Below are 26,495 nucleotides of genomic sequence, written 5' to 3' on the forward strand. Positions count from 1 at the left end.
TCTGGCCGCCTTACCTCACTTCACGGACTTGATGCCCGATAGCGTCTTGAAGCAGACGTCTCGCGTGATGGTCAGGAATTCATCGATGTAGGACGTGTCGGTGTCTTCGCTGCGCACCGTGGCGTACAGCGTGCGCCATACCCCTTGCGGCCCCAGCCGGCACAGCCGCAACCAGCCTTGATTCATGTATTCCGTCAGCGCCCAGTTTGGCAGCGCCGCCACCCCGCGGTTGCTGGCGACCAGCTGCGCGATGATGGGCGTGAGTTCCGCCTTGCGGATGGCCGCGGGCTCCACATCCGCCGGGTCCAGGAAGGCGGTGAACACGTCCAGGCGCTGCTTGTCCACCGGATAGGTAATCAGCGTCTGATCGGCCAGTTGGTCCGGCATGATGAATTTGCTGCCGGCCAGCGGATTGGATTCCGACACCGCCAACACCAGCTCGTACTTGAATAGCGGCAGATACTCAACGGCATCCAGCGGTTGCGGGTCTGACGTGATCACCAGATCCAGGTCGCCGCGCACCAGGGCGGGCAGCGGCGCAAACGAAAACGCTGCCGACAAGTCCAGCGCCACGTCCGGCCATTGCACGCGGAAAGCGTCCAGCGCCGGCATCAGCCATTGGAAGCAGGAATGGCAATCAATGGCCAGATGCAGGCGGCCCGTGCGCCCCGCGGCCAGACGCTGCAATTCGCGTTCGGTCGCGCGGATGCGCGGCAACACGTCGTCCGCCAGCGCCAGCACGCGCAAACCGGCAGTGGTCAAGCGGGCGGGGCGGGTGCGGCGGTTCAACAGCGGCGTACCCAGGCGGGTTTCGAGGTCGCGCAGCTGATGCGACAGGGCGGATTGGGTCAGGTGCAGGCGCTCGGCGGCTTCTTGCAGGCTGCCGCCTTCGCGGATGGCGGTCAGCGTTTCAAGATGGCGAATTTCTAACATGGGGCGGGTCGTCACTCAAGGGCAGGAACGAGAAATTATTGTATGAGATTTTCTCATCTTATAAATGTGGACATTGATTTTGATTCATATAGTTTTGCCCGCACAATAGCCGTCACTTGAAAAAATTTTGTCTTACGGTGGCATTGTCATGACGACTATTCATAATCTTGGCTTCCCGCGCATTGGCGCGCAGCGCGAACTCAAGCGCGCGGTTGAAGCGTATTGGGCCGGCCAGCACACCGCCGAAGCATTGGAAGAAACGGGCCGCGAACTGCGCGCCAAACACTGGAAGCTGCAAGCCGCCGCTGGCCTCGAGTTCGTACCTGTTGGCGACTTCGCCTGGTATGACCAGATTCTGGAATGGTCCGCCTTGCTGGGCGCAGTGCCCGCCCGCTTCGGCCAAAAGGACAGCGAGCCGGTCTCGCTGGACACGCTGTTCCGCATGGGCCGTGGCCGCGCGCCTACGGGCAAGCCCGCCGCCGCTTGCGAAATGACCAAGTGGTTCGACACCAACTATCACTACATCGTGCCGGAACTGGTTCCGGGCCAAACCTTCCGCATCGCCCGTGAATCGCTGTTTCAGCAGGTTCAGGAAGCGCAAGCGCTGGGCCACGCCGCCAAGCCCGTGATCCCGGGTCCGTTGACCTGGCTCTACCTGGGCAAAGGCGACGCCTTTGCCGGGGGCGCGGCCGACGACGGCAAGCTGCAATTGCTGGCTGCGTTGCTGCCGGTGTACCAAGACGTGCTGGCCCGCTTCGCCAAACAGGGCGTGGAATGGGTGCAGATCGACGAGCCGATACTGGCGGTGGATTTACCCGAAGCCTGGCGCGATGCGTTCAAGCAGGTCTACGGCACACTGGCCGCCAGCCCCGTCAAGCTGCTGGTCGCCACTTACTTTGATGGCCTGAAAGACAACCTGGCCACCGCGCAAGCCTTGCCCGTGGCAGGTTTGCACGTGGATCTGGTTCGCGCGCCGGAGCAACTGGCTGACGTCGTGGCCGGCCTGCGCGCGGGCCAGGTGTTGTCCGCCGGCATCATCAACGGCCGCAACATCTGGCGTACCGATCTGGATGCCGCCATCGCCGCGCTGGCGCCGGTCAAGCGGCGACTGGGCGATCGCCTGTGGCTGGCGCCGTCGTGCTCGTTGTTGCACGTGCCTGTGGATTTGGCCAACGAAACCGAACTGGATGGCGAGCTGATCAGCTGGTTGTCGTTCGCCGCGCAAAAGCTGGAAGAACTGAGCTTGCTGGGCCGCGCACTGAAACGCGCGACCGAGCCGTCCGTGCAAGATGGCCTGATCAATCAGCGCGCCGCGTTGGCCGCCCGTCGTGCGTCGCGCCGTATCCACAACCCGGTAGTGGGCCGCCGCATGGCCGCCGCCGAGTCGGTGTCGCGCCACCGTGCGCCGTTCGCCAGCCGCATCGTTCGCCAGCAAGAACAGCTGGGCCTGCCCGCGTACCCCACCACCACCATCGGCTCCTTCCCGCAGACCGCTGAAATTCGCGCGCTGCGCCGCGATTGGCGGGGCGGCTCGCTGACAGATTCGGGCTATGAGTCCGCCATCCGCAAAGAAATCGAAGACGTCATCCGCTTCCAGGAAAAGGTGGGCCTGGACGTGCTGGTGCACGGCGAACCCGAACGTAATGACATGGTGGAATATTTCGGCGAGCTGCTGGCCGGCTTCGCCTTCACCAAGCATGGCTGGGTGCAAAGCTATGGCTCGCGTTGCGTCAAGCCGCCGATTATTTTCGGCGATGTGGCGCGCCCCTCGCCGATGACGGTGGGCTGGTCGTCGTACGCGCAGTCGCTCACCGACAAACCGGTCAAGGGCATGCTGACCGGGCCCGTGACGATTTTGCAATGGTCGTTCGTGCGTGATGACCAGCCGCGTGAACAGACGTGCCGCCAACTGGCGCTGGCATTGCGCGATGAAGTCGTGGACTTGGAGAAGGCGGGCATCAGCGTCATCCAGATCGACGAACCCGCCATCCGCGAAGGCCTGCCGCTGCGCCGGGCCGATTGGAAGCCGTATCTGGATTGGGCGGTGGACTGCTTCCGCTTGTCGACCGCCGGCGTGCGCGACGAGACGCAGATTCACACCCACATGTGCTATTCGGAATTCAACGACATCATCGAATCAATCGCGGCGATGGATGCCGACGTGATTACGATTGAAACCTCGCGTTCCAACATGGAGCTGCTCAAGGCGTTTGAAGACTTCGATTACCCGAACGACATCGGCCCGGGCGTGTACGACATCCACTCGCCCAACGTGCCGGACGTGGATTGGATGGTGGGCTTGATGCAAAGGGCGGCCGCCCGCCTGCCCAAGGAACGGCTGTGGGTGAATCCTGACTGCGGTCTGAAAACGCGCGCCTGGCCGGAAACGGAAGCCGCGCTGATCAGCATGGTGCAAGCCGCACGCGCGTTGCGTCAGTCAGCATAAGTCTCGGCCAATGACAACCAGGCCCGTGCGGTGTGCGGAAAACGCACACCGCACAGGCCTTTTTTATCGGAGGCTTGAACGATTTTCAACGGCGTGGGTCAATAAGCAAAAATCCTCACAGCCGGATTGTTGCCGTTCCTATGATTCTCCAAGGCCCTTATCGGCCAGATCTGCTTCGCGCGGAAACGCTGCCCGATATTCTGGAAGCCACGATCCTGCGGCACCCCGCCGCCATCGCCATTCATTGGCTGGATCAATCTCTTACCTACGACACGCTTGGCGCACGCGCCGATCTGGCCGCGCATCATCTGATTGAATCCGGCGTGCGGCCTGGCGATATCGTGGGCCTGTGTCTGCCGCGCGGCGCTGACCTGCTGGTGATGCAAGCGGCCATTGCGAAGGCGGGGGCCGCCTGGCTGCCGTTTGAATCCGACACCCCGCCTGACCGCATGCTGGTCTGTTTGCAGGACGCTGGTGCGAATGGGTTGATTGCGGGCGCGGAAGTCCGGTTGGACGGGATGATCACGTGGACGACGTGGGCGCTGTCGGAGCCTGCCGACGGCCCATTGCGCAAGCGGGAAGGGCTGTTGCCCGAGCATCCCGCTTACGTCATCTACACGTCTGGCTCCACGGGCAAGCCCAAGGGCGTGCCCATCAGTCAGGCCAGCATCTGCCATTTTCTGCGTAGCGAAAATGAAGTGCTGGGCGTGCGCCACGGCGACAAGGTCTACCAGGGATTCTCGGTGGCCTTCGACATGTCGTTCGAAGAAATATGGATCAGCTATCTGGTGGGCGCAAGCTTGTGGGTGGCGCCCAAGATGTTGACGACAGACCCCGAGGGGCTGCCCGACGCACTGGTGCGCGAAGGTGTCACGGTGCTGCATGCGGTGCCGACGCTGTTGGCGCTGTTCGCGCATGATGTGCCGGGCCTGCGCATTGTGAATCTGGGCGGCGAAGTGTGCCCGGACTTTCTGGTGCCGCGCTGGGCCACCCCCGGCCGCCGCATGTTCAACACCTATGGGCCGACGGAAACCACGGTGTCGGCCAGCCTGGCCGAATTGCTGCCGGGCCAGCCCGTCACGATCGGCACGCCGTTGCCCAATTACGGCATGTTGATCCGTGGCGACGATGGCGCGGTGCTGCCGCAAGGGCAGGTGGGCGAGCTCTGTATTACCGGCCCGGGTGTCGCGGGCGGCTACCTGGGGCGGCCCGAACTCACGGCCGACAAATTTTTGGCCAACCCCCGGCCCAGCGGTGAGCACGACACGCGCATGTACCGCAGTGGCGACCTTGCCCGCATCGACGAGCACGGGCAGATCCAATGCCTGGGCCGCAGCGACGATCAGGTCAAGGTGCGTGGCTTTCGTGTTGAGCTGGGCGAGATCGAAGCCGCGCTTTACCGGCAGCCCGGTGTGGGCGCGGCGGCGGTCGTGCTGCGGGATCTTGCCGGCATCGAGCAACTGGTGGCCTTCCTGAAACCGGAAGGCGATGCCCGGCTGGATCTGCATGCCCTGCGCGCCGCGCTGGCGCAGGACTTGCCGGCCTATATGATTCCGGCCCGCTTCGAACGCGTGAGCGACGTGCCGCGTTTGACCTCGGGCAAGATCGACCGCAAGACGCTGAAGGCGCAACCTTTGGAGACGGTGTCCGAGCCTAGTGGCGAAGACGATGAACCCGTCACGCCGGGCGAGGCCGCATTGTTCGACGCGCTGCGCCCGCTGTTTCCCGGACAGCCGCTGCGGCTGGCCAGCGACTTCTTCCGCGATCTGGGCGGCCATTCGCTGTTGGCCGCGCGGCTGGTGTCGGCGTTGCGCAAGCATCCGCATTTTTCCGCGTTGACGATGCACGAGCTTTATCAGCATCCCGGAGTGGGAGCGTTGGCGGCGCGGCTGGATGCGCTGGCTGCGGCCAGTACGCCGGCGCGCGTCAACCTGGTAGCCGGTCAGCACGGTGACGAGCAAGGCGCTCAATATGGCGCGGAACACGGCGCCCCGTTAGGCGCCGCAGCCTCTTCGCAAGATGCCGCCATGTCGCGTGCGCCTGAATGGCGGCGCTGGACTTGCGGCTTGGCGCAACTGGCCGCGCTGCCGCTGTTGATTGGCGTGCGCATGCTGATCTGGCTGACGCCGTTTTTCACATATCACTATTGGACGGGCGACGAGGGCGATTCGGTCTGGCGCGCGGTAGCGTTATCGATCGCGGCCTACCTGGCCTGCAATCTGTTGAGCTTCGGCGTCGCCGTGGCGTGCAAGTGGGGCATTCTGGGCCGGCTCAAACCGGGCCGCTATCCGTTGTATGGCTGGCTGTTTTATCGGTGGTGGCTAGTGGACCGGGTGCTGGATATTCCGCCGGCGCATCTGCTGGCGGGTTCGCCGCTTCAGGTCTGGTACTTGCGCGCGCTGGGCGCCCGCATCGGCCGCGACGCCGCGATCAGCCGCATCTCGGTGCGTGCGCCGGATCTCTTGACGGTAGGCGATGGCGTCAGCATCGGCGCTGCCGTCAATCTGGAGAATTTCTCGGTGCAGGGCGGCGTGTGGCAAGTGGCGCCCATCACCCTGGCCGACAACGCCTATGTGGGTTCGTATGCGGTGCTGCAAGGCGACGTCGCGATGGGCGAGGGCGCGCGGCTCGAAGGTTTGTCATCGTTGGCGGCGGGCGCCCGCGTGCCTGCCGGGCAGATCTGGACCGGCGCGCCCGCCCGGCACGACCCGGACGCGCGCGCGGCCGATCTGCCGCCGCGCCCCGAGCGTGCGAGCCGCTGGCGCCGGCTGGATGTGCTGGCCTACGCGGCGGGCGGCACGCTCATCGCCGCCTTGTTCTTCATGCCGGTGTTTCCCAGCTTTGTGCTGATCGATTGGATCGACGCGCGCTGGCTCGACCTGATGAGCGCCCGCGCACCCTGGCCATACGCGTTTCTTTGCTATCTGCTGCTGGCGTTGCCCGCCAGCGCGTTGCTGCTGTTCTTGACGGTGCTGGTTTCCGCGATGATGCGCTGGGCGCTGCTGCCGCGGCTGTCGAGCGGGCGCTGGCCGGTCTACGGCCAGATCTACCTGCGCCGCTGGCTGACCAACCAGATCCAGGAATCCAGCCTGAGCGTGCTGCATGGCCTGTATGCGTCGATCTACGCCGGCACCTGGTATCGGCTGCTGGGGGCGAAGGTCGGCCGCGGCACTGAAATTTCCACTGCGATGGGCATCGTGCCAGACATGCTGACCCTTGGCCGCGATAGCTTCATCGCTGATGGCGTCATGCTGGGCGACGAAGAAATCGATCGCGGCTGGATGACGATGCGGCCCACCATCATCGGCAACCGCAGCTTCGTCGGTAACGGCGCGTATGTGCCCGATGGTTCGGTGCTGCCCGACGATGTGCTGATCGGTGTGCAGAGCCGGGCGCCGTCAAACGCGCGCATGGCCAGCGGGCAGACGTGGCTGGGCAATCCGCCGCTGGCCTTGCCCGCGCGCGAGCAGACGGCGGGCTTCCCGGCGCATCTGACGTTCCGGCCCAGCCTGCCCCGCAAGATCGCCCGTGGCGCGGTGGAAGGCATGCGCATGATCCTGCCGCTGGCGGTGGTGATTGCGGTGGGCTATCTGACGGTGCTGAAGGTGATTCCGATTGCCGTGGCGCAAGGCTTTCTGGCGGCGTTCGATGAGCTGATGCTGGCGGGCGTGCTCTATGGCATCGGCACCTTCCTGTTCCTGGTGCTCTTGAAGTGGGGGCTGATGGGCCGTTACCAGCCGCGCGCCGAACCGATGTGGACGCCGTTTGTCTGGAAGAGCGAGGCCGTCACCAGCCTGTATGAGTCCATCGCCGTGCCGAATTTCTTCAACTTCCTGCGGGCGACGCCCTGGCTGCCGCTGGCGCTGCGCTGCATGGGCGCGCGGATCGGCAAGCGCGTTTTCATGGATACCACTGACATCACCGAATACGACTGCGTGTCGATAGGCGACGATGCGGTGCTGCACGCAGGCTCTGGCCCGCAGACCCATCTGTTCGAGGACCGCGTCATGAAGATCGGGCCGGTGCGCATCGGCAACGGCGTCAATGTCGGGCCGCGCAGCACGATCCTGTACGACACCCACGTCGAGGCCGGGGCGCGGCTGGGGCCGCTGACGCTGGTGCTCAAGGGGGAAAGCATCCCGGCCGGGCAGGCCTGGATGGGTAGCCCGGCCACGCCGTGGACACCGTGAGCGCCTGCGCCGACGTTGCGTCCCCATGCAGGCGGCCCCATCAAGACGGTTGATCGCGGGCCGCCTGCGCTATACTTTGAAGGTTTTGTTGCCGCGCACCATGCGCAGGCCATCTTCGCCCCGCAGGCCCCCAGCATGCCCTTGCCACCGCCGGATTACCCTCGCCAACCTCTGCACACGCGTTCCATACGCGTGCAGTCGTATGCGCGCGAGGACGGCAATTGGGATCTGGAAGCCGAGCTGATCGACGTCAAGGCGTACGATTTTCCCAAGAGCGACGGCGAGATGTTCAAGGCCGGGCAGCCCATTCACCATATGCATCTGCGCATCACCATCGACGAGAACTACTCGATCCTGGCGGCGCAGGCTGTCTATGATGCGGCCCCTTACGGCCGTCATTGCATGGCCATCGAGCCGGCTTACACTGATCTGATCGGCATGAATCTGCTTAAGGGATTCCGCCGCCAGGTCAAGGAGCGGTTTGGGCATGTAGCGGGCTGTACGCACATGACCGAGCTGTCGCAGGTGCTTCCCACCGCGGCGGTCCAGACCATGGCTAACCGCCGGCGGCAGGAAACCAACCCGAACCGGCGTCCATTCCAATTGGATGGCTGTCATGCGCTAAGCACCGACGGCCCGGTGGTGGCTGAGCACTATCCCAAGTGGTACACCGGGGGTAGCGCTGAGGCATCGGCCGATTCGTCCTCCGATTCACCTTCTCTTTCTCATACGTCCTGACAGGTAACACATGAAAATCCACGAGTATCAAGGCAAGGAACTGCTGAAGCAATTTGGCATCCCGGTGCCGCGCGGGATTCCCGCTCTTTCCGTCGACGAGGCCGTGGCTGCCGCTGAAAAGCTGGGTGGACCGGTGTGGGTCGTCAAGGCGCAAATCCACGCGGGTGGCCGCGGCAAGGGCGGTGGCGTCAAGCTGGCGCGCTCGCTGGACGACGTCCGCAAGCTGGCCTCGGAAATCCTGGGCATGCAGCTGATCACGCACCAGACCGGCCCGGAAGGCCAGAAGGTTCGCCGCCTGTACATCGAAGACGGCGCCGACATCCAGAAGGAATACTACGTGTCGCTGGTCACTGACCGCGCCACGCAAAAGGTTGCCTTCATCGCTTCCAGCGAAGGCGGCATGGACATCGAGGAAGTGGCTCACTCCACTCCCGAGAAGATCATCACCGAATACATCGACCCGCTGACCGGCCTGTCCGCCGAGCAAGCCACCAAGATCGCCAACGCGATCGGCCTGCCCGCCGACTCCACCGCCCAAGCCGTGGACGTTTTCCAGAAGCTGTATCAGTGCTACATGGAAACCGACGCGTCGCTGGTTGAAATCAACCCGCTGAACCGCGACAGCAAGGGCAACATCATCGCCCTGGACGCCAAGTTCAACTTCGACTCCAACGCGCTGTTCCGTCATCCGGAAATCGTCGCCTACCGCGACCTGGACGAAGAAGATCCCGCTGAAATCGAAGCCAGCAAGTTCGACCTGGCCTACATCCAGCTCGACGGCAACATCGGCTGCCTGGTGAACGGCGCCGGTCTGGCCATGGCCACGATGGACACCATCAAGCTGTTCGGCGGCGAGCCGGCCAACTTCCTGGACGTCGGCGGCGGCGCTACGGCCGAGAAGGTCACCGAAGCGTTCAAGATCATGCTCGCGAACAAGAGCGTGAAGGCCATTCTGGTCAACATCTTCGGCGGCATCATGCGCTGCGACGTCATCGCCGAAGGCGTGATCGCGGCTTGCAAGGCCGTCAACCTGAACGTGCCGCTGGTCGTCCGCATGAAGGGCACCAACGAAGAACTCGGCAAGAAGATGCTGGCTGACTCCGGTCTGCCGATCATCAGCGCTGACACGATGGCCGAAGCGGCCACCCGCGTCGTAGCCGCCGTCAAGTAAATATGCCCCCTCGCCGCGCCCCTTCGTGGCTAGCTGCTTCCCAACGGAGCGCTTTCCACCTTGGGACGGCCCGGCGGTAAAAGAAATTGCCAAGGATTCACAAATGTCGATTCTGATCAACAAGGACACCAAAGTCATCACCCAGGGCATCACGGGCAAGACGGGCCAGTTCCACACCCGTATGTGCCGTGAGTATGCCAATGGCAAAGCCGCCTTCGTGGCCGGCGTGAACCCCAAGAAGGCGGGTGAAGACTTCGAAGGCGTGCCGATTTTCGCTACGGTGAAAGACGCCAAGGCTGACACCGGCGCGACCGTGTCCGTCATTTACGTGCCGCCGGCTGGCGCCGCTGCTGCGATCTGGGAAGCTGTTGAAGCCGAACTGGATCTGGTGATCTGCATCACCGAAGGCATCCCGGTCCGCGACATGCTGGAAGTGAAGAACCGCATGAAGGCCAAGGGCAGCAAGACGCTGCTGTTGGGCCCGAACTGCCCGGGTCTGATCACGCCGGACGAAATCAAGATCGGCATCATGCCCGGTCACATCCACCGCAAGGGCCGCATCGGCATCGTCAGCCGTTCGGGCACCCTGACGTACGAAGCCGTGGCGCAAGTCACCGAGCTGGGCCTGGGTCAATCCAGCGCCGTCGGCATCGGTGGTGACCCCATCAACGGCCTGAAGCACGTCGACGTCCTGAAGATGTTCAACGACGATCCCGACACCGACGCCGTCATCATGATCGGCGAAATCGGCGGCCCGGACGAAGTCAACGCCGCTGAGTGGGCGAAGGACAACATGAAGAAGCCGGTCGTCGGCTTCATCGCTGGTGTCACCGCTCCTCCTGGAAAGCGCATGGGCCACGCTGGCGCCCTGATCTCCGGTGGCGCCGACACGGCCGACGCCAAGCTGGAAGTCATGGAAGCTTGCGGCATCCGCACCACGCGCAACCCCTCCGAAATGGGCAAGCTGCTCAAGTCGGTGCTGTAAGTCTTTCAGCATTGCGTACGAAAAAGCCCGCTTCGGCGGGCTTTTTTTTTGCGTGTTTATGACGCCGCAGCCAGAAATTTCTGACGCTTTCCTAGGGAAATCCCGTGTCCATAACGCGGTCGTCAAAACATACGGAAAGCTGAACGAAACTATAATGAAAGAAATTTCGCACGTACCCAGCAAGAATGCCGTCGGGCTCGCACCAAGACGGTCAGTACGATTTTCGTTTTCATCATCCATTCATTTGGTTTGTCCTAGGGGGATCATCACCTGGGAAAGAGAGGCATGGAACTTAGTTCAGCGGCATTCTGGATAGCGTTGCTCCAGATCATTTGGGTCAACATTCTGCTATCAGGCGACAACGCCGTGGTTATTGCGCTGGCAGCGCGTTCATTACCGCCGGCGCAACAGAAGAAAGCGATCACGATCGGCTCGGCCGCCGCGATCATCATGCGTATCGTGCTGACCCTGGTGGCGGCCAAGCTGTTGCTGTTGCCGTATCTGAAGCTGATCGGCGCGCTGCTCCTGGTCTACATCGGCGTGACGCTGCTGTTGCCGGAAGGCGAGGACGACGGCGCGGGCAAGACGCAAGGTAATTTGCTGACCGCAATCCGCACTATCATGATCGCCGACCTGGTCATGAGCCTGGATAACGTGGTGGCGGTGGCTGCTGCGGCCATGGGCGACACGACCTTGCTGGTTTTGGGCCTGGCCATCAGCATCCCCTTGGTCATCTTCGGCAGCACGCTGCTGTTGAAGGTCATCGAGCGCTTCCCGATCATCGTCTGGGTGGGTGCTGCGTTGTTGGGCTTTATTGCGGGTGAATTGCTGGTGGGAGATCCCGCCTTGCAGGAACCGGTGGCGCGTATTGACGCGGCATTGGGTGTGACTCACCACACGTTTGAGCTCATGACGGGTGCGCTCGGCGCAGTGCTGGTGCTGGCAATTGGTAAAGTTTTGCTGATGCGCCAGAAAGCTGACTGAAAGCTGAATTACAATAATTAGTTGTTTGAATGATCCTGCCGCGCCGCGCGCGGCAGGATGGCCGGCTCGGGACCGGCCTTTCTTTTCATAAATGCCTTCGGGGGTTCAAAGTGCTTGAGTTTTTCCAGACGCTGAGTTGGGCAGCGGTATTTCAGATCATCCTCATCGATATCCTGCTCGGCGGCGACAACGCCGTGGTCATCGCGTTGGCGTGCCGCAACCTGGCGCCCAAGCAGCGCATGCAGGGCATCCTGTGGGGCACCGCGGGCGCCATCATCCTGCGTGTGGTGCTGATCGCTTTCGCACTGACGCTCCTGTCGATTCCGTTCCTGAAGGTCGTTGGCGGCCTGCTGCTGGTCTGGATCGGCGTCAAGCTTCTTGTTCCAGAAGACGATGCGCATGGCAACGTGAAGGGGGGAACCTCCATCGCCGCCGCCATCAAGACCATCATCATTGCTGACTTCGTGATGAGCCTGGACAACGTGATCGCCATTGCCGGCGCGGCCCAGAACGCCCACGCCGACCACCAGATCGGCCTGGTCGCCTTCGGCCTGATCGTCAGTGTGCCGATCATCATCTGGGGCAGCACGCTGGTTCTGAAGCTGATCGACAAGTACCCGCTGGTGGTGACCTTTGGCGCCGCGCTGCTGGGCTGGATCGCTGGCGGCATGCTGATTACCGATGTGGTTGTCGAACGTCAATTCGGTGTTCAGCCCACTACGGTTAAAATCGCTGCAGAAATTATTGGCGCCTTGCTCGTTGTTGTCCTTGGACGGTGGCTGGCAAGCCGCAAAACCGCTTCCAAGGAATCAGCACATGAGTCTGCGTAGATCCGTCGATCCCCAGCAATCCGAATCGGGCCTGAGCCTCCTTCAGGGCCTTTTCGTCCTGGCCATCCTCGGGATAGTCGCGACGGTCATCGTCTCTAATTTCGTTTGATGACCGCTCGTGCCTCTACCGCAACGCCTGGTCATTGCGACCCGCGCCAGCCGGCTTGCCCTGTGGCAAGCTGAGCATGTGCGTGACCGGCTGCGCACGCTGTACCCAGCGTGCGCGGTTGAGCTCCTTACCCTGACGACCCGAGGCGACCAGATCCTCGACCGCACCTTGTCCAAGGTGGGCGGCAAAGGACTGTTCGTCAAGGAACTCGAAAACGCGCTGCTCGACGGGCGTGCCGATCTGGCCGTGCACTCTTTGAAAGACGTGCCGGTGGATCTGCAAGCCCCGTTCGAGCTTTGCGCCGTCCTTGATCGCGCGGACCCGCGCGATGCCTTCGTGTCCAACCGCTATGCAACGCTGGCAGAACTGCCGGCGGGCGCGGTGGTGGGCACGTCCAGCTTGCGCCGGGAATCCCAGATTCGCGCGCGCTACCCGGAACTGGTGGTCAAGCCGCTGCGCGGCAACCTGGACACCCGCCTGGGCAAGCTGGACAAAGGGGAATACGACGCCATTGTGCTTGCCGCCGCCGGCCTGGACCGGCTGGGCCTGGGCGCGCGTATCCGCAGCCTGCTGGACCCCGCCGATAGTCTGCCGGCAGCCGGGCAGGGCGCGTTGGGCATCGAGATCCGCGACGACCGCGACGACATGCGCGCCTGGCTCGCGCCGTTGATCAGCAGCACCACAACGGCTTGCGTGCAAGCCGAACGCGCCGTGTCCCGCACGCTGGGCGGTTCCTGTCAGGTGCCGCTGGCGGCCTTCGCCGAACTCTCTGGCGACACTTTGTCGTTGCGCGCCCTGGTGGCGTCAACGGACGGGGCCCGCATCGTCCGCACGACACGCACCGGCCCCGCGGCCGATGCCGATGCGTTGGGTGTGGCGGCCGCGCAGGAATTGCTGGACGGTGGCGCCGCCGCCATCCTCCAGGAACTGCTGCAAGCCGACCCGCGGCCGGACTGATGTCCACCGCGCCGCGAGTCGCCATCCTGACGCGGCCCGCGGGCCGCAACGAGGCGCTGGCCGGCCGTCTGACCGACGCCGGCTGGTCCGTCTGCATCCTGCCTGCGCTGGAAATCCATCCGCTGCCAGTGGCCGCCGCGGGCTTGCCTCGGCCGGCCGACTTCGACATGGTTGTGTTCGTCAGTGGCAACGCGGCCAAACAGTATCTGGATCAGCTCGCGCGCGCCGATGGCCAAGCCGCCTGGCCGGCGGGCGTCATCGCCGCAACCGTCGGCCCCGCCAGCGCGCAGGCGTTGCGTGAGTCGACCGCTATTGGCGCGAATACAACAGTCTTGCATCCGGGCGATGATGCGCCCAGCCACGACTCCGAAGCCTTGTGGAATGTGCTTTGCGGCTTGCCGCAATTGCCGGCCCGCGTGCTGGTGGTGCGCGGCACGCAGGGCAGGGACTGGCTGGGCGATACGCTTGAAGCCCACGGCGCGGCCGTCACGCGCCACGCGGCGTATCTGCGCCGCCCGGCCCTCTGGGACGATGCCGCGCTTGCCGCCTTGCGGCAGTGGGCAGATGCGGGCGTGCCCGCCACCTGGCTCATCACCAGCGGCGAAGGCGCCGATGCCGTGCGCGCCGGTGTGGATGCCGCCGGCCTGTCTGCCTGGTGGGCGCGCTGCCGCTTCGTGCTGACGCATCCCTCGCTGGCGCGCCGCGTGCCGCCAGGCTGTCATGACAGTGGCGCGACAGAAATGGTAAAAATCTGCTTGCCCAACGACGAGTCGATATTCCAGGCTTTTGTTGCTGCTTGATTCGTTGCATCGGACTGACACCGAATACAATCGCGTCATGACAGACAAGACTCCCGCTACCGATCCGGTCGTTAACACGGCCGCCCCGGGCGCAAGCGCGCCCGCATCGGCCCCGGCCGATCCCGTCAAGGCCCGTCCGGCCAAGCGCGGCAATGGCCCGTTGGTCACCGCCCTGATAATCGTCATTCTGCTCGCCGTGGGCTTAGGTTATGCCCTGTGGAAGCAGCGCACGCAATTCGTGTCCGCCGGACGCGAGGTCGCGTCGCGTATCGACACGCTGACCGCCGACGTGGCGCAGGCCCGCAAGGACACGCGTGAAGCGCTGGCCCTGGCGCAAGCGCAGGCCGGCCGCGTGGGCGAGCTTGAAGACACCGTGCGCGAAACCCAAAGCCAATACAACGCGCTGCAACAGGCGTGGCAGAACTTCAACGACAGCGCCAGCGACGAGCTGCTGGCCAACGACGTCGAACGTCTCTTGACCATCGCCAATCAACAACTGCGTCTGGCGGGCAACGTCTCGAACGCCATCGTCGCGCTGGAAACCGCGCAATCGCGTTTGGCGCGTGCCGACCGCCCGCGCTTCTCCAGCTTGCAGCAAGCCATCAACGGCGACCTGGATCGTCTGCGCGCCGTGTCCACCGTCGACATCCCCGCGCAATCCGCCCGTATCGAACGCCTGGTGGCCATGGTGGGCAAGGCGCCCTTGCTGGTGCCTGACGCGGCCGCGCCGGGTGTGGTTGCCGCAGGCGAGCCGCGCCCCGCCGTGGCCCCCGCGCCCGCCGTGGACCCGCAGGCAGGCTTGCCCGCCGATGCGCCCTGGTGGCAGCGCTGGCGCGCCGAGGTGGTCTCGTGGCCTGGCCGCGCCGGTTCGGCGCTGGCGCAGGAGCTCGGTGGCTTGATCACCATCCAGCGCGTGGATGAGCCCGCCGCGTTGCTGCTGTCGCCCGAACAGGCCGATCAGGTGCGCGCCACGCTGCGTCAACGCCTGCTGACCGTTCAACTGGCCATGCTGATGCGTCAGCCCGCCGTATGGAAGAGCGAGCTCGACAACGTCGGCGTCACGCTCGCCAAGTATTTCGATAACCGTTCGCCTGATACCGTCGCCGCCCAGACGCTGGCGCGCGAACTGGCGCAGACCGACATCGCCGTGCGCATGCCGGACGTGTCCGACAGCCTGAACGCTGTCGCCGCGTTGCGGGCCGCGGGTTTCAAGACTAGCGGGCAGGACTGAGCCTTATGCGTACCTGGTTCTGGACACTGCTGCTCGCCGTCATCGCCGTCGCCCTGGCGGTGGTGCTGCGCTCGCATTCCGGCAACGTGCTGTTGCTGGTCTGGCCGTGGCGCATCGGAATGTCGCTCACGCTCGCCGTCCTGCTGATCGTTGCGGCGTTCATCGTGCTGTACGTGGGCTTGCGCGTGCTGGCGTGGCTGTTGGCCATTCCCGACCGCGTCCGCGTCTGGCGTGGCAAGCGTGCGCAAGCGCGCGACCACGAATTGCTTGAACGCGGCTGGATCGGTTTGTTGGAAGGCCGTTACACCCACGCCGAAAAAGATCTGACCAAGCTGCTTGAGCAGACCAAAGTGCAGACCCGCCGTGTGCTGGCCGCGCTGTCGGCGGCGCGCGCTGCCCATGGCTTGGGCGAGTTCGACCGCCGCGACCGCCTGCTGGCAACCGCGCAGGAACACGCCGGCACCGACCCGGGTCTGGTGGAAGCCACCGCCACGGTTTCGGCCGACATGCTGCTGGACCAAGGCCGTGCCGAACGCGCGCTCGCCGTGCTGGCGCCGCTGGCTGACGGCGGCGCCCGCCACCTGCACACGATGCGCCTGCTGCTGCGCGCCCACACCGCGCTGCATCACCACGAGCAAGTCTTCACGCTGGCGCGCGGGCTGGTCCGCCGCAATGCGCTGGCCCGCAGCGAAGCCGATGTGCTGATCGACGCCTCGGGCGCGGCGCGCTTGCGTGCGGCGGCCAGCTCGGCCAACAGCGAAGCCTGGCGCGCCATCTGGAAAGACCTGAAGGCCGAAGAGCGCCTGCTGCCCGATGTGGCGCTGGCGGGCGCTGCGGCCTTTGAGGCCGCCGGCGAACCCAACGAAGCGGCCCGCGTGCTGGAAGCCGCCATCGCCGTGAAGTTCAACCCGACGCTGGTGGCGGCCTATGCCCGCTGCGAAGCCGAACAGGTGTCGCGCCGTCTGGCCAAGGCCGAGACGTGGCTGCAACAGCGCCCGACCGATCCCGATCTGCTGACCGCGCTGGGCATGCTGTGCCTGAACGGCCAGTTGTGGGGGCAGGCCGAGCGTTATCTGCTGCGCAGTCTCAGCCGCCGTAGCGATGCCCAGACGCATGCGTTGTTGGGCAGCCTGTACGACCGCCTGGATCGCCCCGCCGACGCGGTGCGCCACTGGCGTCTGGCCACGGCGGCCAGCATGGCCTTGCCGGTGCTGGCGGTGGATGCGGCCTTGCCCGCGGCCGACACCGGTTCCGATCCTTACCGCGTGGACGCCGAAGGCGGCTATGCGGTGGGCCTGTCGGACACGGATGGCGACGCCGATGTCGGCGGCGATTATCCGGCGCTGCCGCCGTCGGTGGCGGCGTCCGCTTCCGACTATGTGCTGGACCCGGATGCGCGCGTCAGCAAGGATCAGCATGCGCGCGCCTTGGCGCCGGAAGACGCGCCGCTTGCCGGCGGCACGTCCGATATCGACGAGTACTTCGACAGCGCCCCGATCCCGGCGGCGGCTTTCGATGAGCCCGTGCCCACGTATTCGCCGGCCCCTCCCGCCAGCCCGAAGCCCGCGCCTGCCGCGGCGCCGGCGCCGGTGCCTGCGACCAAGCCGCCGTTCAAGGACGACGGCTCGCTTTGAACATTTCTTCAGACAAACAACAAGGTTGAATCATGAGTCTTGATCGCGTCTCCCCTGGCAAGAAGCTGCCGGAAGACTTCAACGTCATCATCGAAATCCCCATGAACGCCGACCCGGTGAAGTACGAGGTCGACAAAGACACGGGCGCGATTTTCGTTGACCGCTTCATGCTGACCGCCATGCACTACCCGTGCAACTACGGCTACATCCCGCAAACCCTGTCGGAAGACGGCGACCCCGCCGACGTGCTGGTCCTGACCCCCTTCCCGATCCAGATCGGCGCCGTCGTGCGCTGCCGCGCTATCGGCGTGCTGGAAATGGACGATGAGTCGGGCGGCGACGCCAAGCTCTTGGCCGTGCCGATCGAAAAGCTGTACCCCCCGTACCGCAACATCAAGTCCTACGAAGATCTGCCGACCGAAGACGTCGCGCGTATCCAGCACTTCTTCGAGCACTACAAAGACCTGGAAAAGGGCAAGTGGGTCAAGGTCAAGGGCTGGAAGGGCGTTGATGCCGCTCACGAAGAAATCGTGAACAGCGTCGAACGCTACAACAAGGCCTGATCAGGCTTTGGGCCGCGCCGGTGTTGCACCGGCCGGCGCCTTGATGCGGCGCGGCCGCGACGGCATGATGCCGATCGCCGCCGCGCCGTTGCTTTGTGGGGCCTGCAAGTTTTGCGAGACTTGGGCGGCGGCGACCTGGATGCGGGCTTGCAGCACGTCCAGCCGTTCAGGCGACGTGTGCGCTTCTGCCGCAATGAACACCAGGCTGCCGACCACCTTCTGTTCGGGGCTGAAAATTGCCGCGCCGATGCCCATCAAGCCGCGGTCGACTTCGCCATGCGAAACGCACACACCCGCTGTGCGCAGCCGCTTCAGGTTGGCGCGGAACGCATCCCAGTCATCGCCCAGCCCGGCTTCGCGGATTTCGGCCGCGTGCCACAGCATCAGGTTGCGCAGCTGATAGGGCGGCAGATTGGCCAGAATGGGCTTGGCCGTGGCGCCGCGGAACATCGGGAACGGGCGGCCGCGCGCGTAGCTGGATTCAATGGAGTGATCGGTCCAGTAGCGGTCCACGCACATGACCTTGTCGCCGTAATAGCTGCACAGCATCAGGTTGGCGTGGAGTTCGTCGCCGGTTGCGCGCATGACGTCGCGCGCGGCGCGCATCAAAGGATCGTGCTGGCGCAGGTGGCGGTCCAGCTCGATGATGCGGGAACCCAGCACATAGGCGCCGCCGGCGGTGGGCGCCAGCAGGCCGCTTTCGGTCAGCGATTTTAGATAACGGTAGGCCGTGGCGCGCGAGCACTCCAGATGCGCCATGACGTCCTCCTGGAACGCGGCGGTGGTGTCGTCGCGAAAGAGGTCGAGTATGGACAGCATGCGATCGGGAGTGCTCATTGCTTCTGGGTTTGCCTAGTGAATGTGGAAGCCGCCGTTGACGTCGACCACGATGCCGGTTGAATAAGAGGACAGGTCCGAGGCCAGGAAAACGATGGCCTGGGCAACTTCAGCGGGCGAGCCGAAACGTTGCAGCGGAATGCCCTGTTTGAGTTCTTGTTCCCAATTTTCGCCGAATTTGCCCAGCGTCATGTCCGTTTCGATAATGCCGGGGGCCACGCAGTTGGCGCGGATGCCTCGGGGGCCCAATTCCCGCGCCAGCGCCTTGGTGAAACTGATGACGCCGCCCTTGGACGCCGCGTAATGCGAGCCGCCCAGCAAGCCGCCGCCGCGCAACGCCGCGGTGGAGCCCAGGTTCACGATGGCCGGGCGCCGCGTGCTTTCCAGCAGGGCAGGCAGCGCCGCGTGCGTGACGTTGTAGGTGCCGGTCAGGTTGACGTCGATCATGCGGCGGAACTCGTCTTCGGGCAGGTCCCAGATGCGCGTGGCGGCAACGATGCCCGCGTTGTTGACCAGCACATCGATGCCGCCCAGCGCCATGCGGGCCTGCTCGATTGCGGCCTCGCACGAGACGCCGCGCGACACGTCGCAGTGCAGGTCCACGCGGCCGTTGGCGAGCACGCCCGCGCCGCCCTCGGGGTAGGCGTAGTCCAGCACCGCCACCGTGGCGCCGTGCGCCAGAAACAGGTCTACCACGGCCGCGCCGATGCCCCGGGGGTTTGCCCCCCCGGTGACAACGGCGCGCTTGCCGGCCAGCAGTGCAAGCGCGCCGCCCATCACGACTTCACCAGCGAGCAGCCGCCGTCCTTCAGCGGGCGGAACGCCTGTTCGGCGGGAATCTTGCGCACCAGGTTGTAGTAGTCCCAGTCGCGCTTGGATTCCGCTGGCTTCTTGACCTGGAACAGATACAGGTCGCGCATGACGCGGCCGTCTTCGCGGATGCGGCCATTCTCGGTCATGAAATCATTGATGGGCGTGTCGTGCATTTTCTTCAGCACGGGTTCGGACGCGTCCGTGCCGGCGGCCTTGACCGCGTTCAGGTAATGCATCGTGGCGCTGTAGTTGCTGGCTTGCACCATCGACGGCATGCGCCCCGTGCGCTTGAAGTAGCGCTCGGACCATTGGCGTGCCTTGTCGTCCTGGTCCCAATAGAACGGCTCGACCAGATTCAGCCCCTGCGCGTATTCCAGCCCCACGCTGCGCACGTCCACGATGCTCATGAAGAGGGCGGCCACGCGCTGCTTGCTGCCCATGATGCCGAATTCAAATGCCTGCTTGATGCTGTTGATGGTATCGCCGCTGCCGTTGGCCAGGCCGATCACCTGCGCCTTGGAGGCTTGCGCCTGCAACAGGAACGACGAGAAATCCGAGCTGGCGATGGGGTGGCGCACGCTGCCTACCACTTGCCCGCCCTTGGCTTTCACCACCGCCATCGCGTCGCGTTCCAGCGAGTGGCCGAACGCGTAATCGGACGTGATGAAGTACCAGCTCTTGCCGCCGTCTTCCATCACGCCGTTGGCCACGCCGGTGGCGTACGCATAGGTGTCGTACGTCCAGTGCATGCCGTTGGGCGAACACGCCTTGCCCGTCAGGTCGGCCGACCCGGCGCTGGTGAAGATGACGACGCGCTTCATCTGGCGGGTCAGGTCCTGCACGGCCAGGGCGATAGCCGAATTGGGCACGTCCAGAATCAGGTCCACCTTGTCGTTCTCGTACCAGCGGCGCGCAATTGACACCCCGATGTCCACCTTGTTCTGGTGGTCGGCCGAGATCACTTCAATGGGCTTGCCCAGTACGGTGCCGCCGAAATCCTCAACGGCCATCTTCACGGCTTCCACGCCGAACTTGCCGGACAGATCGGCCATCATGCCGGACTGATCGCCCAGCACGCCGATCTTCACGACGTCATCGGACACCTGCGCCATGGCGGGCAGGGATACGGCGCCCAACACGCAGGCAGCAAGGCTGTTCTTGAAACGGGTCTTCATGGGGGTGTCTCCTTGGGGGGCTTGGTTCTTTTGCGCGCCGCCCTGTGCCGGGCGGTCATGCGGTCTTGCGGATTCACGCTGAATCCTGCCGGGGCAGGCGGACTTACTCCAGCGTCTGGCCGGCGTAAGCGTCGATAAACAGATTGGGTTTCAGGAAAAAGCTGAGCACCAGCGCGCCATTGGGCGCACGCGCCACGTGCTGATTGCCGCGGGGGCGCCAAACATAGTCGCCCGCGCAGACCTCGCCTTCGGCGTCCACGATGGAGCCTTCCAGGACGTAGGTCTGTTCGACTTCAACGTGTTCATGCAAAGGCAGCTCGGTGCCGGGCTGCCAGCGAAACAGCGCGGTGAGCAGGCCGGATTCCTTGTCCTGCATCAGCACCTTCATGTCGATGCCTTCCACCTGCGTGGGTTTCCAGGGCAGATCAGCCACTTTCAGGAAGCGTGAGGCCAGTGGCGGCAGCGCGTTGGCCGCAGGGCAGCCGGGGGTTTCGAGGGCCATGATTGTCTCCTAGCCAGAACTCGTTATGGAAGAAAAAGCAAAAATCTTGTTATTGAGTGTTTAAAAATAGTCGCGTATATTGAGATTGATGTCAACTTTGTTTTTGCATCGGGAAAGCAGGGGCGACATAGGCCGGGCCTAGAGATCCGGTGCATATAAGACAAGGAGACAAGCTTGAAACACGACTATCTGGACCAGACATTTGGTCTGGCGGGACGCGTCGCGCTGGTGACGGGCGCGGCCAGGGGATTGGGTTACGCCATCGCGCAGGCCTTGGGCCGCGCGGGCGCGCAGGTGGTGGTCAACGATCTGTCGCAGGACGCATGCGACGCCGCCTGCGCGCGGTTGGCGGCTGACGGCATCACAGCGCATGCGTCGCCCTTTGATGTGGCCGATGCCGCCGCCGTGGCATCCGCCGTGAGCCTGCTGGAAGACGCCGGCCTGTCCATCGACGTGCTGGTCAGCAACGCCGGCAATCAGAATCGCAAAGCGGTGGTTGATATGACGCCCGCCGAATGGCAGGCGCTGCAAAACGTGCACGTGAACGGCGCGTTCCATTGCGCGCGCGCCGTCTTGCCCGGCATGGGCAAGCGGGGCTTTGGCCGCATTGTGCTGATGTCGTCCGTGGCGGGGCAGGCCACCATGCCGAACATCGCCGCTTACGCCACCGCCAAGGGCGCGATTGCCGCGTTCACGCGCGCGCTGGCCGTGGAATACGGCGCAAGCGGCGTCACGTGCAATGCCCTGGCGCCAGGATTCGTGCGCACGGATTTCACGCAGGGCTTGCAGGACAATCCGCAGTTCCAATCATTCCTGTCGACGTCGGTGCCTGTGGGCCGCTGGGCCACCCCCGAAGACATTGCTCCCGCCGTGGTCTACCTGGCGTCGCCGGGCGCGTCGTTCGTCAACGGGCATGTCCTGGCGATCGACGGCGGCCTGCTGGCCCGCATGTAAGGAACGCCGCCATGACCCCAAGCACCCAAGCGGTTCTATCCGCACAGGGGCTGGTCAAGCGGTTCGGCGGCTTCAATGCCGTCGACGGCGTGACCCTTGCCCTGCAGGAAGGCTCTATCCATGCGCTGATTGGCCCCAATGGCGCGGGCAAAACCACCTGCTTCAATCTGCTGACCAAATTTCTGACGCCGGACGCAGGCGTCATTCACTACCGCGGACGCGACATCACGGCGCTGGCGCCCGAAGAGATCGCGCGGCTGGGCATCGTCCGTTCGTTCCAGATTTCGGCGGTGTTTCTGGGCCTGACCGTGCTGCAGAACATGCGCGTGGCGCTGATGCGCCAGCATGGCGACGGGCTGCGCTTCTGGCGCAGCCGGCGCAGCGTGGATCGCCTGAACGATCGCGCCATGGAACTGCTGGATGCGGTGGGCCTGGCGAACCTGGCCAGCACCACGGCGGCGCTGTTGCCATATGGGCGTAAGCGCGCGCTGGAAATTGCGATGACGCTGGCGCTGGAACCCGAAATCATGCTGCTGGATGAACCCATGGCGGGCCTGGGGCAGGAAGACGTCGCCCGCATCGCCGCGCTGATCCGGCGCGTGTCGGTAAACCGCAGCATCCTGATGGTGGAGCACAACCTGTCGGTTGTGGCCGACCTGTCCGACACCATCACCGTATTGGCGCGTGGCGCCGTGCTGGCGCAAGGCGACTACGCCGCGGTGTCGCGCGATGAGCGCGTCATCACCGCCTACATGGGCTCTGACGAGGAGGCGCACTGAGATGCTGGCCATCAAAGACCTCAACGCCTGGTATGGAGAATCCCATGTGCTGCATGGCGTGGACATCAATGTGAACCGGGGCGAACTCGTCACCATCCTGGGCCGCAACGGCGCGGGCAAGACGACGACGCTGCGCGCCATCATGGGCATCCTGGACAAACGGCGCGGCTCGATCCGGCTGAACGGACAGGAAACCGTGGGCATGGCGCCGCATCGTATCCCGCGTCTGGGTGTGGTGTATTGCCCCGAAGAACGGGCGGTGTTCCGCAGCCTGAGCGTGACCGAAAACCTGATGCTGCCGCCGCGTCTGGCGGCAGGCGGCATGTCGCTGGACGAGATCTACACGCTGTTTCCGAACCTGCGCGAACGCAGCGACAGCTCGGGCGGCAACCTGTCGGGCGGCGAACAGCAGATGCTGGCGATTGCGCGCATCCTGCGCACGGGCGCCCAACTGATCCTGCTGGACGAACCCACCGAAGGCTTGGCGCCGGTCATTGTGCAGCAGATCGGGCAGGCCATCCGCACGCTCAAAGAGCGGGGGTTCACCATCGTGCTGGTTGAGCAGAACTTCCGTTTCGCGACCAAGGTGGCGGACCGTCACTACGTCATGGAGCACGGTTGCGTGGTCGACCAGTTGTCGGCGGATGAGGCGCGCCGCGATCCCGCCCGGATCGCGCGCCGTCTGGGCGTCTGAAAGGAGAAGGCCTGTGTTCGAAATTTTCGGTGTGCCGTCCACGGCACTGTTCGGCCAGCTCCTGCTTGGCCTGATCAACGGATCGTTCTACGCCTTGCTCTCGATCGGGCTGGCGGTGATTTTCGGCCTGTTGAACATCATCAACTTCGCCCATGGCGCGCAGTACACGGCGGGCGCGTTCCTGGCCTGGATGCTGCTGAACTATCTGGGCGTGAACTACTGGGCCGCGCTGGTGCTGGTGCCGCTGATCATGGCGGTGTTCGCGGTGGTGGTCGAACGTTTGCTGATCTCGCGCACGTATCGCATGGATCACCTGTACGGCTTGCTGCTGACGTTTGGCATCGCCTTGCTGATCGAGGGCGGATTGCGGCAGGCCTATGGCGTGTCCGGGCTGCCTTACACCATCCCCAAGGCATTGACCGGCGGCGTGAACCTGGGCTTCATGTTCCTGCCCTGGTATCGCGGCTGGGCGGTAGCGGTGTCGCTGGTGCTGTGCCTGGCGGTATGGGTGCTGATCGAGAAAACGCGCGTGGGCGCCATGCTGCGCGCGGCGACCGAGAACCCGACCATCGTGCGTTCCTTCGGCATCAACGTGCCGCTGCTGATCACGCTGACCTACGCGCTGGGCGTGGCGCTGGCCTCGGTGGCGGGCGTGATCGCGGCGCCCATCTATCAGGTCAGTCCGATGATGGGGTCGAACCTGGTGGTGGTGGTGTTCGCCGTGGTTGTCATTGGCGGCATGGGCTCCATCATGGGCGCCATCATCAGCGGCTTTGGCCTGGGCATCATCGAGGGCCTGACCAAGGTGTTCTATCCCGAAGCCGCGAATCTGGCGATCTTCATCATCATGGTGCTGGTGCTGCTGTGCAAGCCCGCGGGGCTGTTCGGCAAACCGCTGCAAGTCCAGAACGTGCTGGCCGCCGAAGCCACGCGCGAGCCCGTGCAACTGAGCCGGCGCGCAATGCGTATCGCCATGGCGGTGCTGGCGGTGGTGGCGTTGGCGGCGCCGTGGTTTGTGTACCCGACGTTCCTGATGAAGGTGCTGTGCTTCGCGCTGTTTGCGGCGGCGTTCAACCTGCTGGTGGGGTACGTGGGCCTGCTTTCGTTTGGCCACGCGGCGTTCTTCGGCGCGGCCGCCTACGCCACCGGCATCGTGATGAAGCTGCTGGGCGCCACGCCCGAACTGGGGCTGTTGGCGGGCGTGTTGACGGGCGGACTGCTGGGCCTGCTGTTCGGCGCCATCGCCATCCGGCGCCAGGGCATCTATTTCGCGATGATCACGCTGGCGCTGTCGCAGCTGGTTTACTTCATCGCCGTGCAAGCCGGGTTCACGGGCGGCGAAGACGGCTTGCAGAGCGTGCCGCGCGGCAAGCTGTTCGGCCTGATCGACCTGGAAGGCGTGATGCCGATGTACTACTTCACGCTGGCCGTCTTTGCGCTGGGCTACGCGTTCGTGCTGCGCGTGCTGAATTCTCCCTTTGGAGAGGTGATCCGGTCCGTGCGCGATAACGAGCAGCGCGCGCGCTCGCTGGGGTATTCGACGTCGCGCTACAAGCTGCTGGCGTTCACGCTGTCGGCCTCGGTGGCGGGCCTGGCGGGCGGGCTGAAGGTGCTGGTGTTCGGCGTGGCCTCGCTGACGGACGTGCACTGGCACGCCAATGGCGAGGTGGTGCTGATGGCGCTGCTGGGCGGCATCGGCACGGTGTTCGGCCCGCTGGCGGGGGCATTCACCTTTGTGTCGCTGCAAAACTATCTGGCGCCGCTGGGTTCGTGGGTGCTGATTGTCCAGGGCGTGATCTTCGTCTTGTGCGTGCTGCTGTTTCGAGACGGCATCATGGGGTTGGTGTCGCGTGCCTGGCTGGCCGCGACCCGCGTGAAAAAGGAGTCCTGATGTTTCTGCATGTCGTGATGTTGCAACTGTCGGCCGCCGCCGACGCCCAATTCCATGCGCGCGTCCAAGGCTATTGCGACCGCATCCTTGCCGAATGCGACGGCGTGGCGGGCTACGCGTTCCGGCCCAACCAGGCCAGCCGCGCCGACGGGCTGACCCACGCCGTGGTGGCGGCCTTTGCCGACGGCCCGGCGCATGACCGCTACCAGGTCTCGCCCGCGCACCAGGAAATGAAGGCCTATATGGCAAACTTCATCGAACGCCTGGTGGTTTTTGACGGGGATATCCCTACGTTTTCCTGAACAAAACAGCGCAGCGCGTTCCTCCCGGAAAGGGATAAACTCGCGGATGATTTTTCACGTATCTGTCATAGGTTGATCACTCATGGACTACGTATTGCCTCCCCAGCCGCCCGTGGCGGCTCCTGTTGCCGGCAGCGCCGCGCTGTTCCCGGTGCGCCGTGTGTACTGCGTCGGCCGCAACTACGCCGAGCACGCCAAGGAAATGGGCTTCACCGGCCGTGAAGATCCGTTCTTTTTCTGCAAGCCGGCGGATGCCGTGCTGAGCGTGGCTGACGGCGAAACCGGCAAGATGGCCTATCCGCCCAAGACCTCCAACTTGCACTACGAGATGGAACTGGTCGTGGTGCTGGGCAAGGGCGGCCGCGACATTCCCGTCGAAGAAGCCAACGACTGCGTGTGGGGCTACGCGCTGGGTCTGGACATGACGCGCCGCGACCTGCAAGGCGAAATGAAGAAGCAGGGCCGCCCCTGGGAAATCGGCAAGGCGTTCGATCAATCCGCGCCGATGGGCCCGATCCACCCGCGCAGCGTCGTGGGCACGCTCGACAAGGGCGCGATCTGGCTGGATGTGAACGGCCAGCGCAAGCAGTCCAGCGACATTTCGCAAATGCTGTGGAACATTCCGGAAAGCATTTCGTATCTGTCGGGCCTGTTCGAACTGCAACCGGGCGACATCATCTTCACCGGCACCCCCGAAGGCGTGGGCGCGGTGGTGCAGGGCGACGTCATCACGGGCGGTGTGGAAGGCTTGGGCGAACTGCGCGTGCAGATCGTCTGACCCGTCTCGGCCTGGTTTTAGTTTCTATTGTTCAGGAGTTGACAGCATGCGCGGCAAGATCGTGCTGACCGCCTTCGTCGTATTCGGATTCGTGCTGGCCGGTTGCAATACCGTTGCAGGCATGGGTAAGGATATGTCCCGGGCCGGCAATGCCATCACCAACGCGGCCGATAAGTAATCATCGGCATCGTTGTTTGCA

Annotated in this window: 24 protein-coding genes; 19 read left to right on the forward strand and 5 right to left on the reverse strand. The window is 64.3% G+C overall.

Annotated features, from left to right (window positions below; all coding sequences use genetic code 11):
* Positions 1-15: 15 nt before the first annotated feature.
* Positions 16-933, reverse strand: coding sequence for a LysR substrate-binding domain-containing protein (locus tag ACFZAI_RS11370; protein ID WP_391566965.1), 918 nt, complete (start codon positions 931-933; stop codon positions 16-18).
* Positions 934-1,081: 148 nt separating this feature from the next.
* Between ACFZAI_RS11370 and metE the strand changes: the two genes are divergently transcribed.
* From metE to ppa, 12 genes are all read left to right on the forward strand, one after another.
* Entirely contained in the window at positions 1,082-3,379 is a 2,298-nt protein-coding gene (gene metE, locus ACFZAI_RS11375) for a 5-methyltetrahydropteroyltriglutamate--homocysteine S-methyltransferase (RefSeq protein WP_391566966.1), read from the forward strand.
* Between the two features lie 140 nt (positions 3,380-3,519).
* Positions 3,520-7,569, forward strand: coding sequence for a Pls/PosA family non-ribosomal peptide synthetase (locus tag ACFZAI_RS11380; RefSeq protein ID WP_391566967.1), 4,050 nt, complete (start codon positions 3,520-3,522; stop codon positions 7,567-7,569).
* A gap of 135 nt (positions 7,570-7,704) precedes the next feature.
* Positions 7,705-8,307 (forward strand): DUF2889 domain-containing protein, encoded by a 603-nt coding sequence (locus tag ACFZAI_RS11385; protein ID WP_391567110.1) that lies wholly within the window; start codon positions 7,705-7,707, stop codon positions 8,305-8,307.
* 10 nt (positions 8,308-8,317) lie between these two features.
* On the forward strand, positions 8,318-9,478 hold the full coding sequence (gene sucC, locus ACFZAI_RS11390) for an ADP-forming succinate--CoA ligase subunit beta (protein ID WP_391566968.1): 1,161 nt from the start codon (positions 8,318-8,320) through the stop codon (positions 9,476-9,478).
* 103 nt (positions 9,479-9,581) lie between these two features.
* The gene (gene sucD, locus ACFZAI_RS11395) at positions 9,582-10,463 is read left to right on the forward strand and encodes a succinate--CoA ligase subunit alpha (protein ID WP_054423501.1); all 882 of its coding nucleotides are present in this window, start codon (positions 9,582-9,584) and stop codon (positions 10,461-10,463) included.
* Positions 10,464-10,748: 285 nt separating this feature from the next.
* Positions 10,749-11,447 (forward strand): TerC family protein, encoded by a 699-nt coding sequence (locus ACFZAI_RS11400; protein ID WP_391566969.1) that lies wholly within the window; start codon positions 10,749-10,751, stop codon positions 11,445-11,447.
* A gap of 110 nt (positions 11,448-11,557) precedes the next feature.
* Positions 11,558-12,277, forward strand: a complete 720-nt coding sequence (locus ACFZAI_RS11405; RefSeq protein ID WP_100857878.1) for a TerC family protein — start codon at positions 11,558-11,560, stop codon at positions 12,275-12,277.
* A 118-nt stretch (positions 12,278-12,395) separates the two neighbouring features.
* On the forward strand, positions 12,396-13,343 hold the full coding sequence (gene hemC / locus ACFZAI_RS11410) for a hydroxymethylbilane synthase (RefSeq protein ID WP_391566970.1): 948 nt from the start codon (positions 12,396-12,398) through the stop codon (positions 13,341-13,343).
* Complete coding sequence (locus tag ACFZAI_RS11415; RefSeq protein WP_391566971.1) at positions 13,343-14,143, forward strand: uroporphyrinogen-III synthase; 801 nt, start codon at positions 13,343-13,345, stop codon at positions 14,141-14,143. Before hemC ends, ACFZAI_RS11415 begins: the two co-directional genes overlap by 1 nt.
* 37 nt (positions 14,144-14,180) lie before the next feature.
* Complete coding sequence (locus ACFZAI_RS11420; protein WP_391566972.1) at positions 14,181-15,374, forward strand: uroporphyrinogen-III C-methyltransferase; 1,194 nt, start codon at positions 14,181-14,183, stop codon at positions 15,372-15,374.
* Positions 15,375-15,379: 5 nt separating this feature from the next.
* Positions 15,380-17,008, forward strand: a complete 1,629-nt coding sequence (locus tag ACFZAI_RS11425; protein ID WP_391566973.1) for a heme biosynthesis HemY N-terminal domain-containing protein — start codon at positions 15,380-15,382, stop codon at positions 17,006-17,008.
* Between the two features lie 32 nt (positions 17,009-17,040).
* Positions 17,041-17,571, forward strand: coding sequence for an inorganic diphosphatase (gene ppa / locus ACFZAI_RS11430; protein WP_050446009.1), 531 nt, complete (start codon positions 17,041-17,043; stop codon positions 17,569-17,571).
* Here the strand turns inward: ppa and ACFZAI_RS11435 are convergent, their stop codons facing one another.
* From ACFZAI_RS11435 to ACFZAI_RS11450, 4 genes are all read right to left on the reverse strand, one after another.
* Entirely contained in the window at positions 17,572-18,408 is an 837-nt protein-coding gene (locus ACFZAI_RS11435; protein ID WP_391566974.1) for an IclR family transcriptional regulator, read from the reverse strand.
* Positions 18,409-18,423: 15 nt separating this feature from the next.
* Positions 18,424-19,185, reverse strand: a complete 762-nt coding sequence (locus ACFZAI_RS11440) for an SDR family NAD(P)-dependent oxidoreductase (RefSeq protein WP_391566975.1) — start codon at positions 19,183-19,185, stop codon at positions 18,424-18,426.
* Positions 19,185-20,396: an ABC transporter substrate-binding protein gene (locus ACFZAI_RS11445; protein WP_391566976.1), complete on the reverse strand. Its 1,212-nt coding sequence runs from the start codon at positions 20,394-20,396 to the stop codon at positions 19,185-19,187. Before ACFZAI_RS11445 ends, ACFZAI_RS11440 begins: the two co-directional genes overlap by 1 nt.
* A gap of 103 nt (positions 20,397-20,499) precedes the next feature.
* Positions 20,500-20,898: a cupin domain-containing protein gene (locus tag ACFZAI_RS11450; RefSeq protein ID WP_054423485.1), complete on the reverse strand. Its 399-nt coding sequence runs from the start codon at positions 20,896-20,898 to the stop codon at positions 20,500-20,502.
* Positions 20,899-21,072: 174 nt separating this feature from the next.
* Here ACFZAI_RS11450 and ACFZAI_RS11455 point away from each other — a divergent pair, with 174 nt between their 5' ends.
* The 7 genes from ACFZAI_RS11455 (at position 21,073) to ACFZAI_RS11485 (ending at position 26,474) form a co-directional block, all read left to right on the forward strand.
* On the forward strand, positions 21,073-21,852 hold the full coding sequence (locus ACFZAI_RS11455; protein WP_391566977.1) for an SDR family NAD(P)-dependent oxidoreductase: 780 nt from the start codon (positions 21,073-21,075) through the stop codon (positions 21,850-21,852).
* A gap of 11 nt (positions 21,853-21,863) precedes the next feature.
* Entirely contained in the window at positions 21,864-22,631 is a 768-nt protein-coding gene (locus tag ACFZAI_RS11460; protein WP_391566978.1) for an ABC transporter ATP-binding protein, read from the forward strand.
* Between the two features lies 1 nt (position 22,632).
* The gene (locus ACFZAI_RS11465) at positions 22,633-23,325 is read left to right on the forward strand and encodes an ABC transporter ATP-binding protein (RefSeq protein ID WP_391566979.1); all 693 of its coding nucleotides are present in this window, start codon (positions 22,633-22,635) and stop codon (positions 23,323-23,325) included.
* Positions 23,326-23,338: 13 nt separating this feature from the next.
* A complete protein-coding gene (locus ACFZAI_RS11470) occupies positions 23,339-25,216 on the forward strand; it encodes an ABC transporter permease (RefSeq protein ID WP_391566980.1) in 1,878 nt (625 codons plus the stop codon).
* A complete protein-coding gene (locus tag ACFZAI_RS11475; RefSeq protein ID WP_391566981.1) occupies positions 25,216-25,518 on the forward strand; it encodes a Dabb family protein in 303 nt (100 codons plus the stop codon). Before ACFZAI_RS11470 ends, ACFZAI_RS11475 begins: the two co-directional genes overlap by 1 nt.
* 82 nt (positions 25,519-25,600) lie before the next feature.
* Complete coding sequence (locus tag ACFZAI_RS11480; protein WP_054423472.1) at positions 25,601-26,296, forward strand: fumarylacetoacetate hydrolase family protein; 696 nt, start codon at positions 25,601-25,603, stop codon at positions 26,294-26,296.
* 46 nt (positions 26,297-26,342) lie between these two features.
* Positions 26,343-26,474: an entericidin A/B family lipoprotein gene (locus ACFZAI_RS11485; RefSeq protein WP_008164311.1), complete on the forward strand. Its 132-nt coding sequence runs from the start codon at positions 26,343-26,345 to the stop codon at positions 26,472-26,474.
* Positions 26,475-26,495 lie beyond the last annotated feature (21 nt).

It is taken from the genome of Achromobacter sp. NPDC008082, from assembly GCF_042957345.1.
GTDB classification, from domain to species: Bacteria; Pseudomonadota; Gammaproteobacteria; order Burkholderiales; family Burkholderiaceae_B; genus Achromobacter; species Achromobacter kerstersii_A.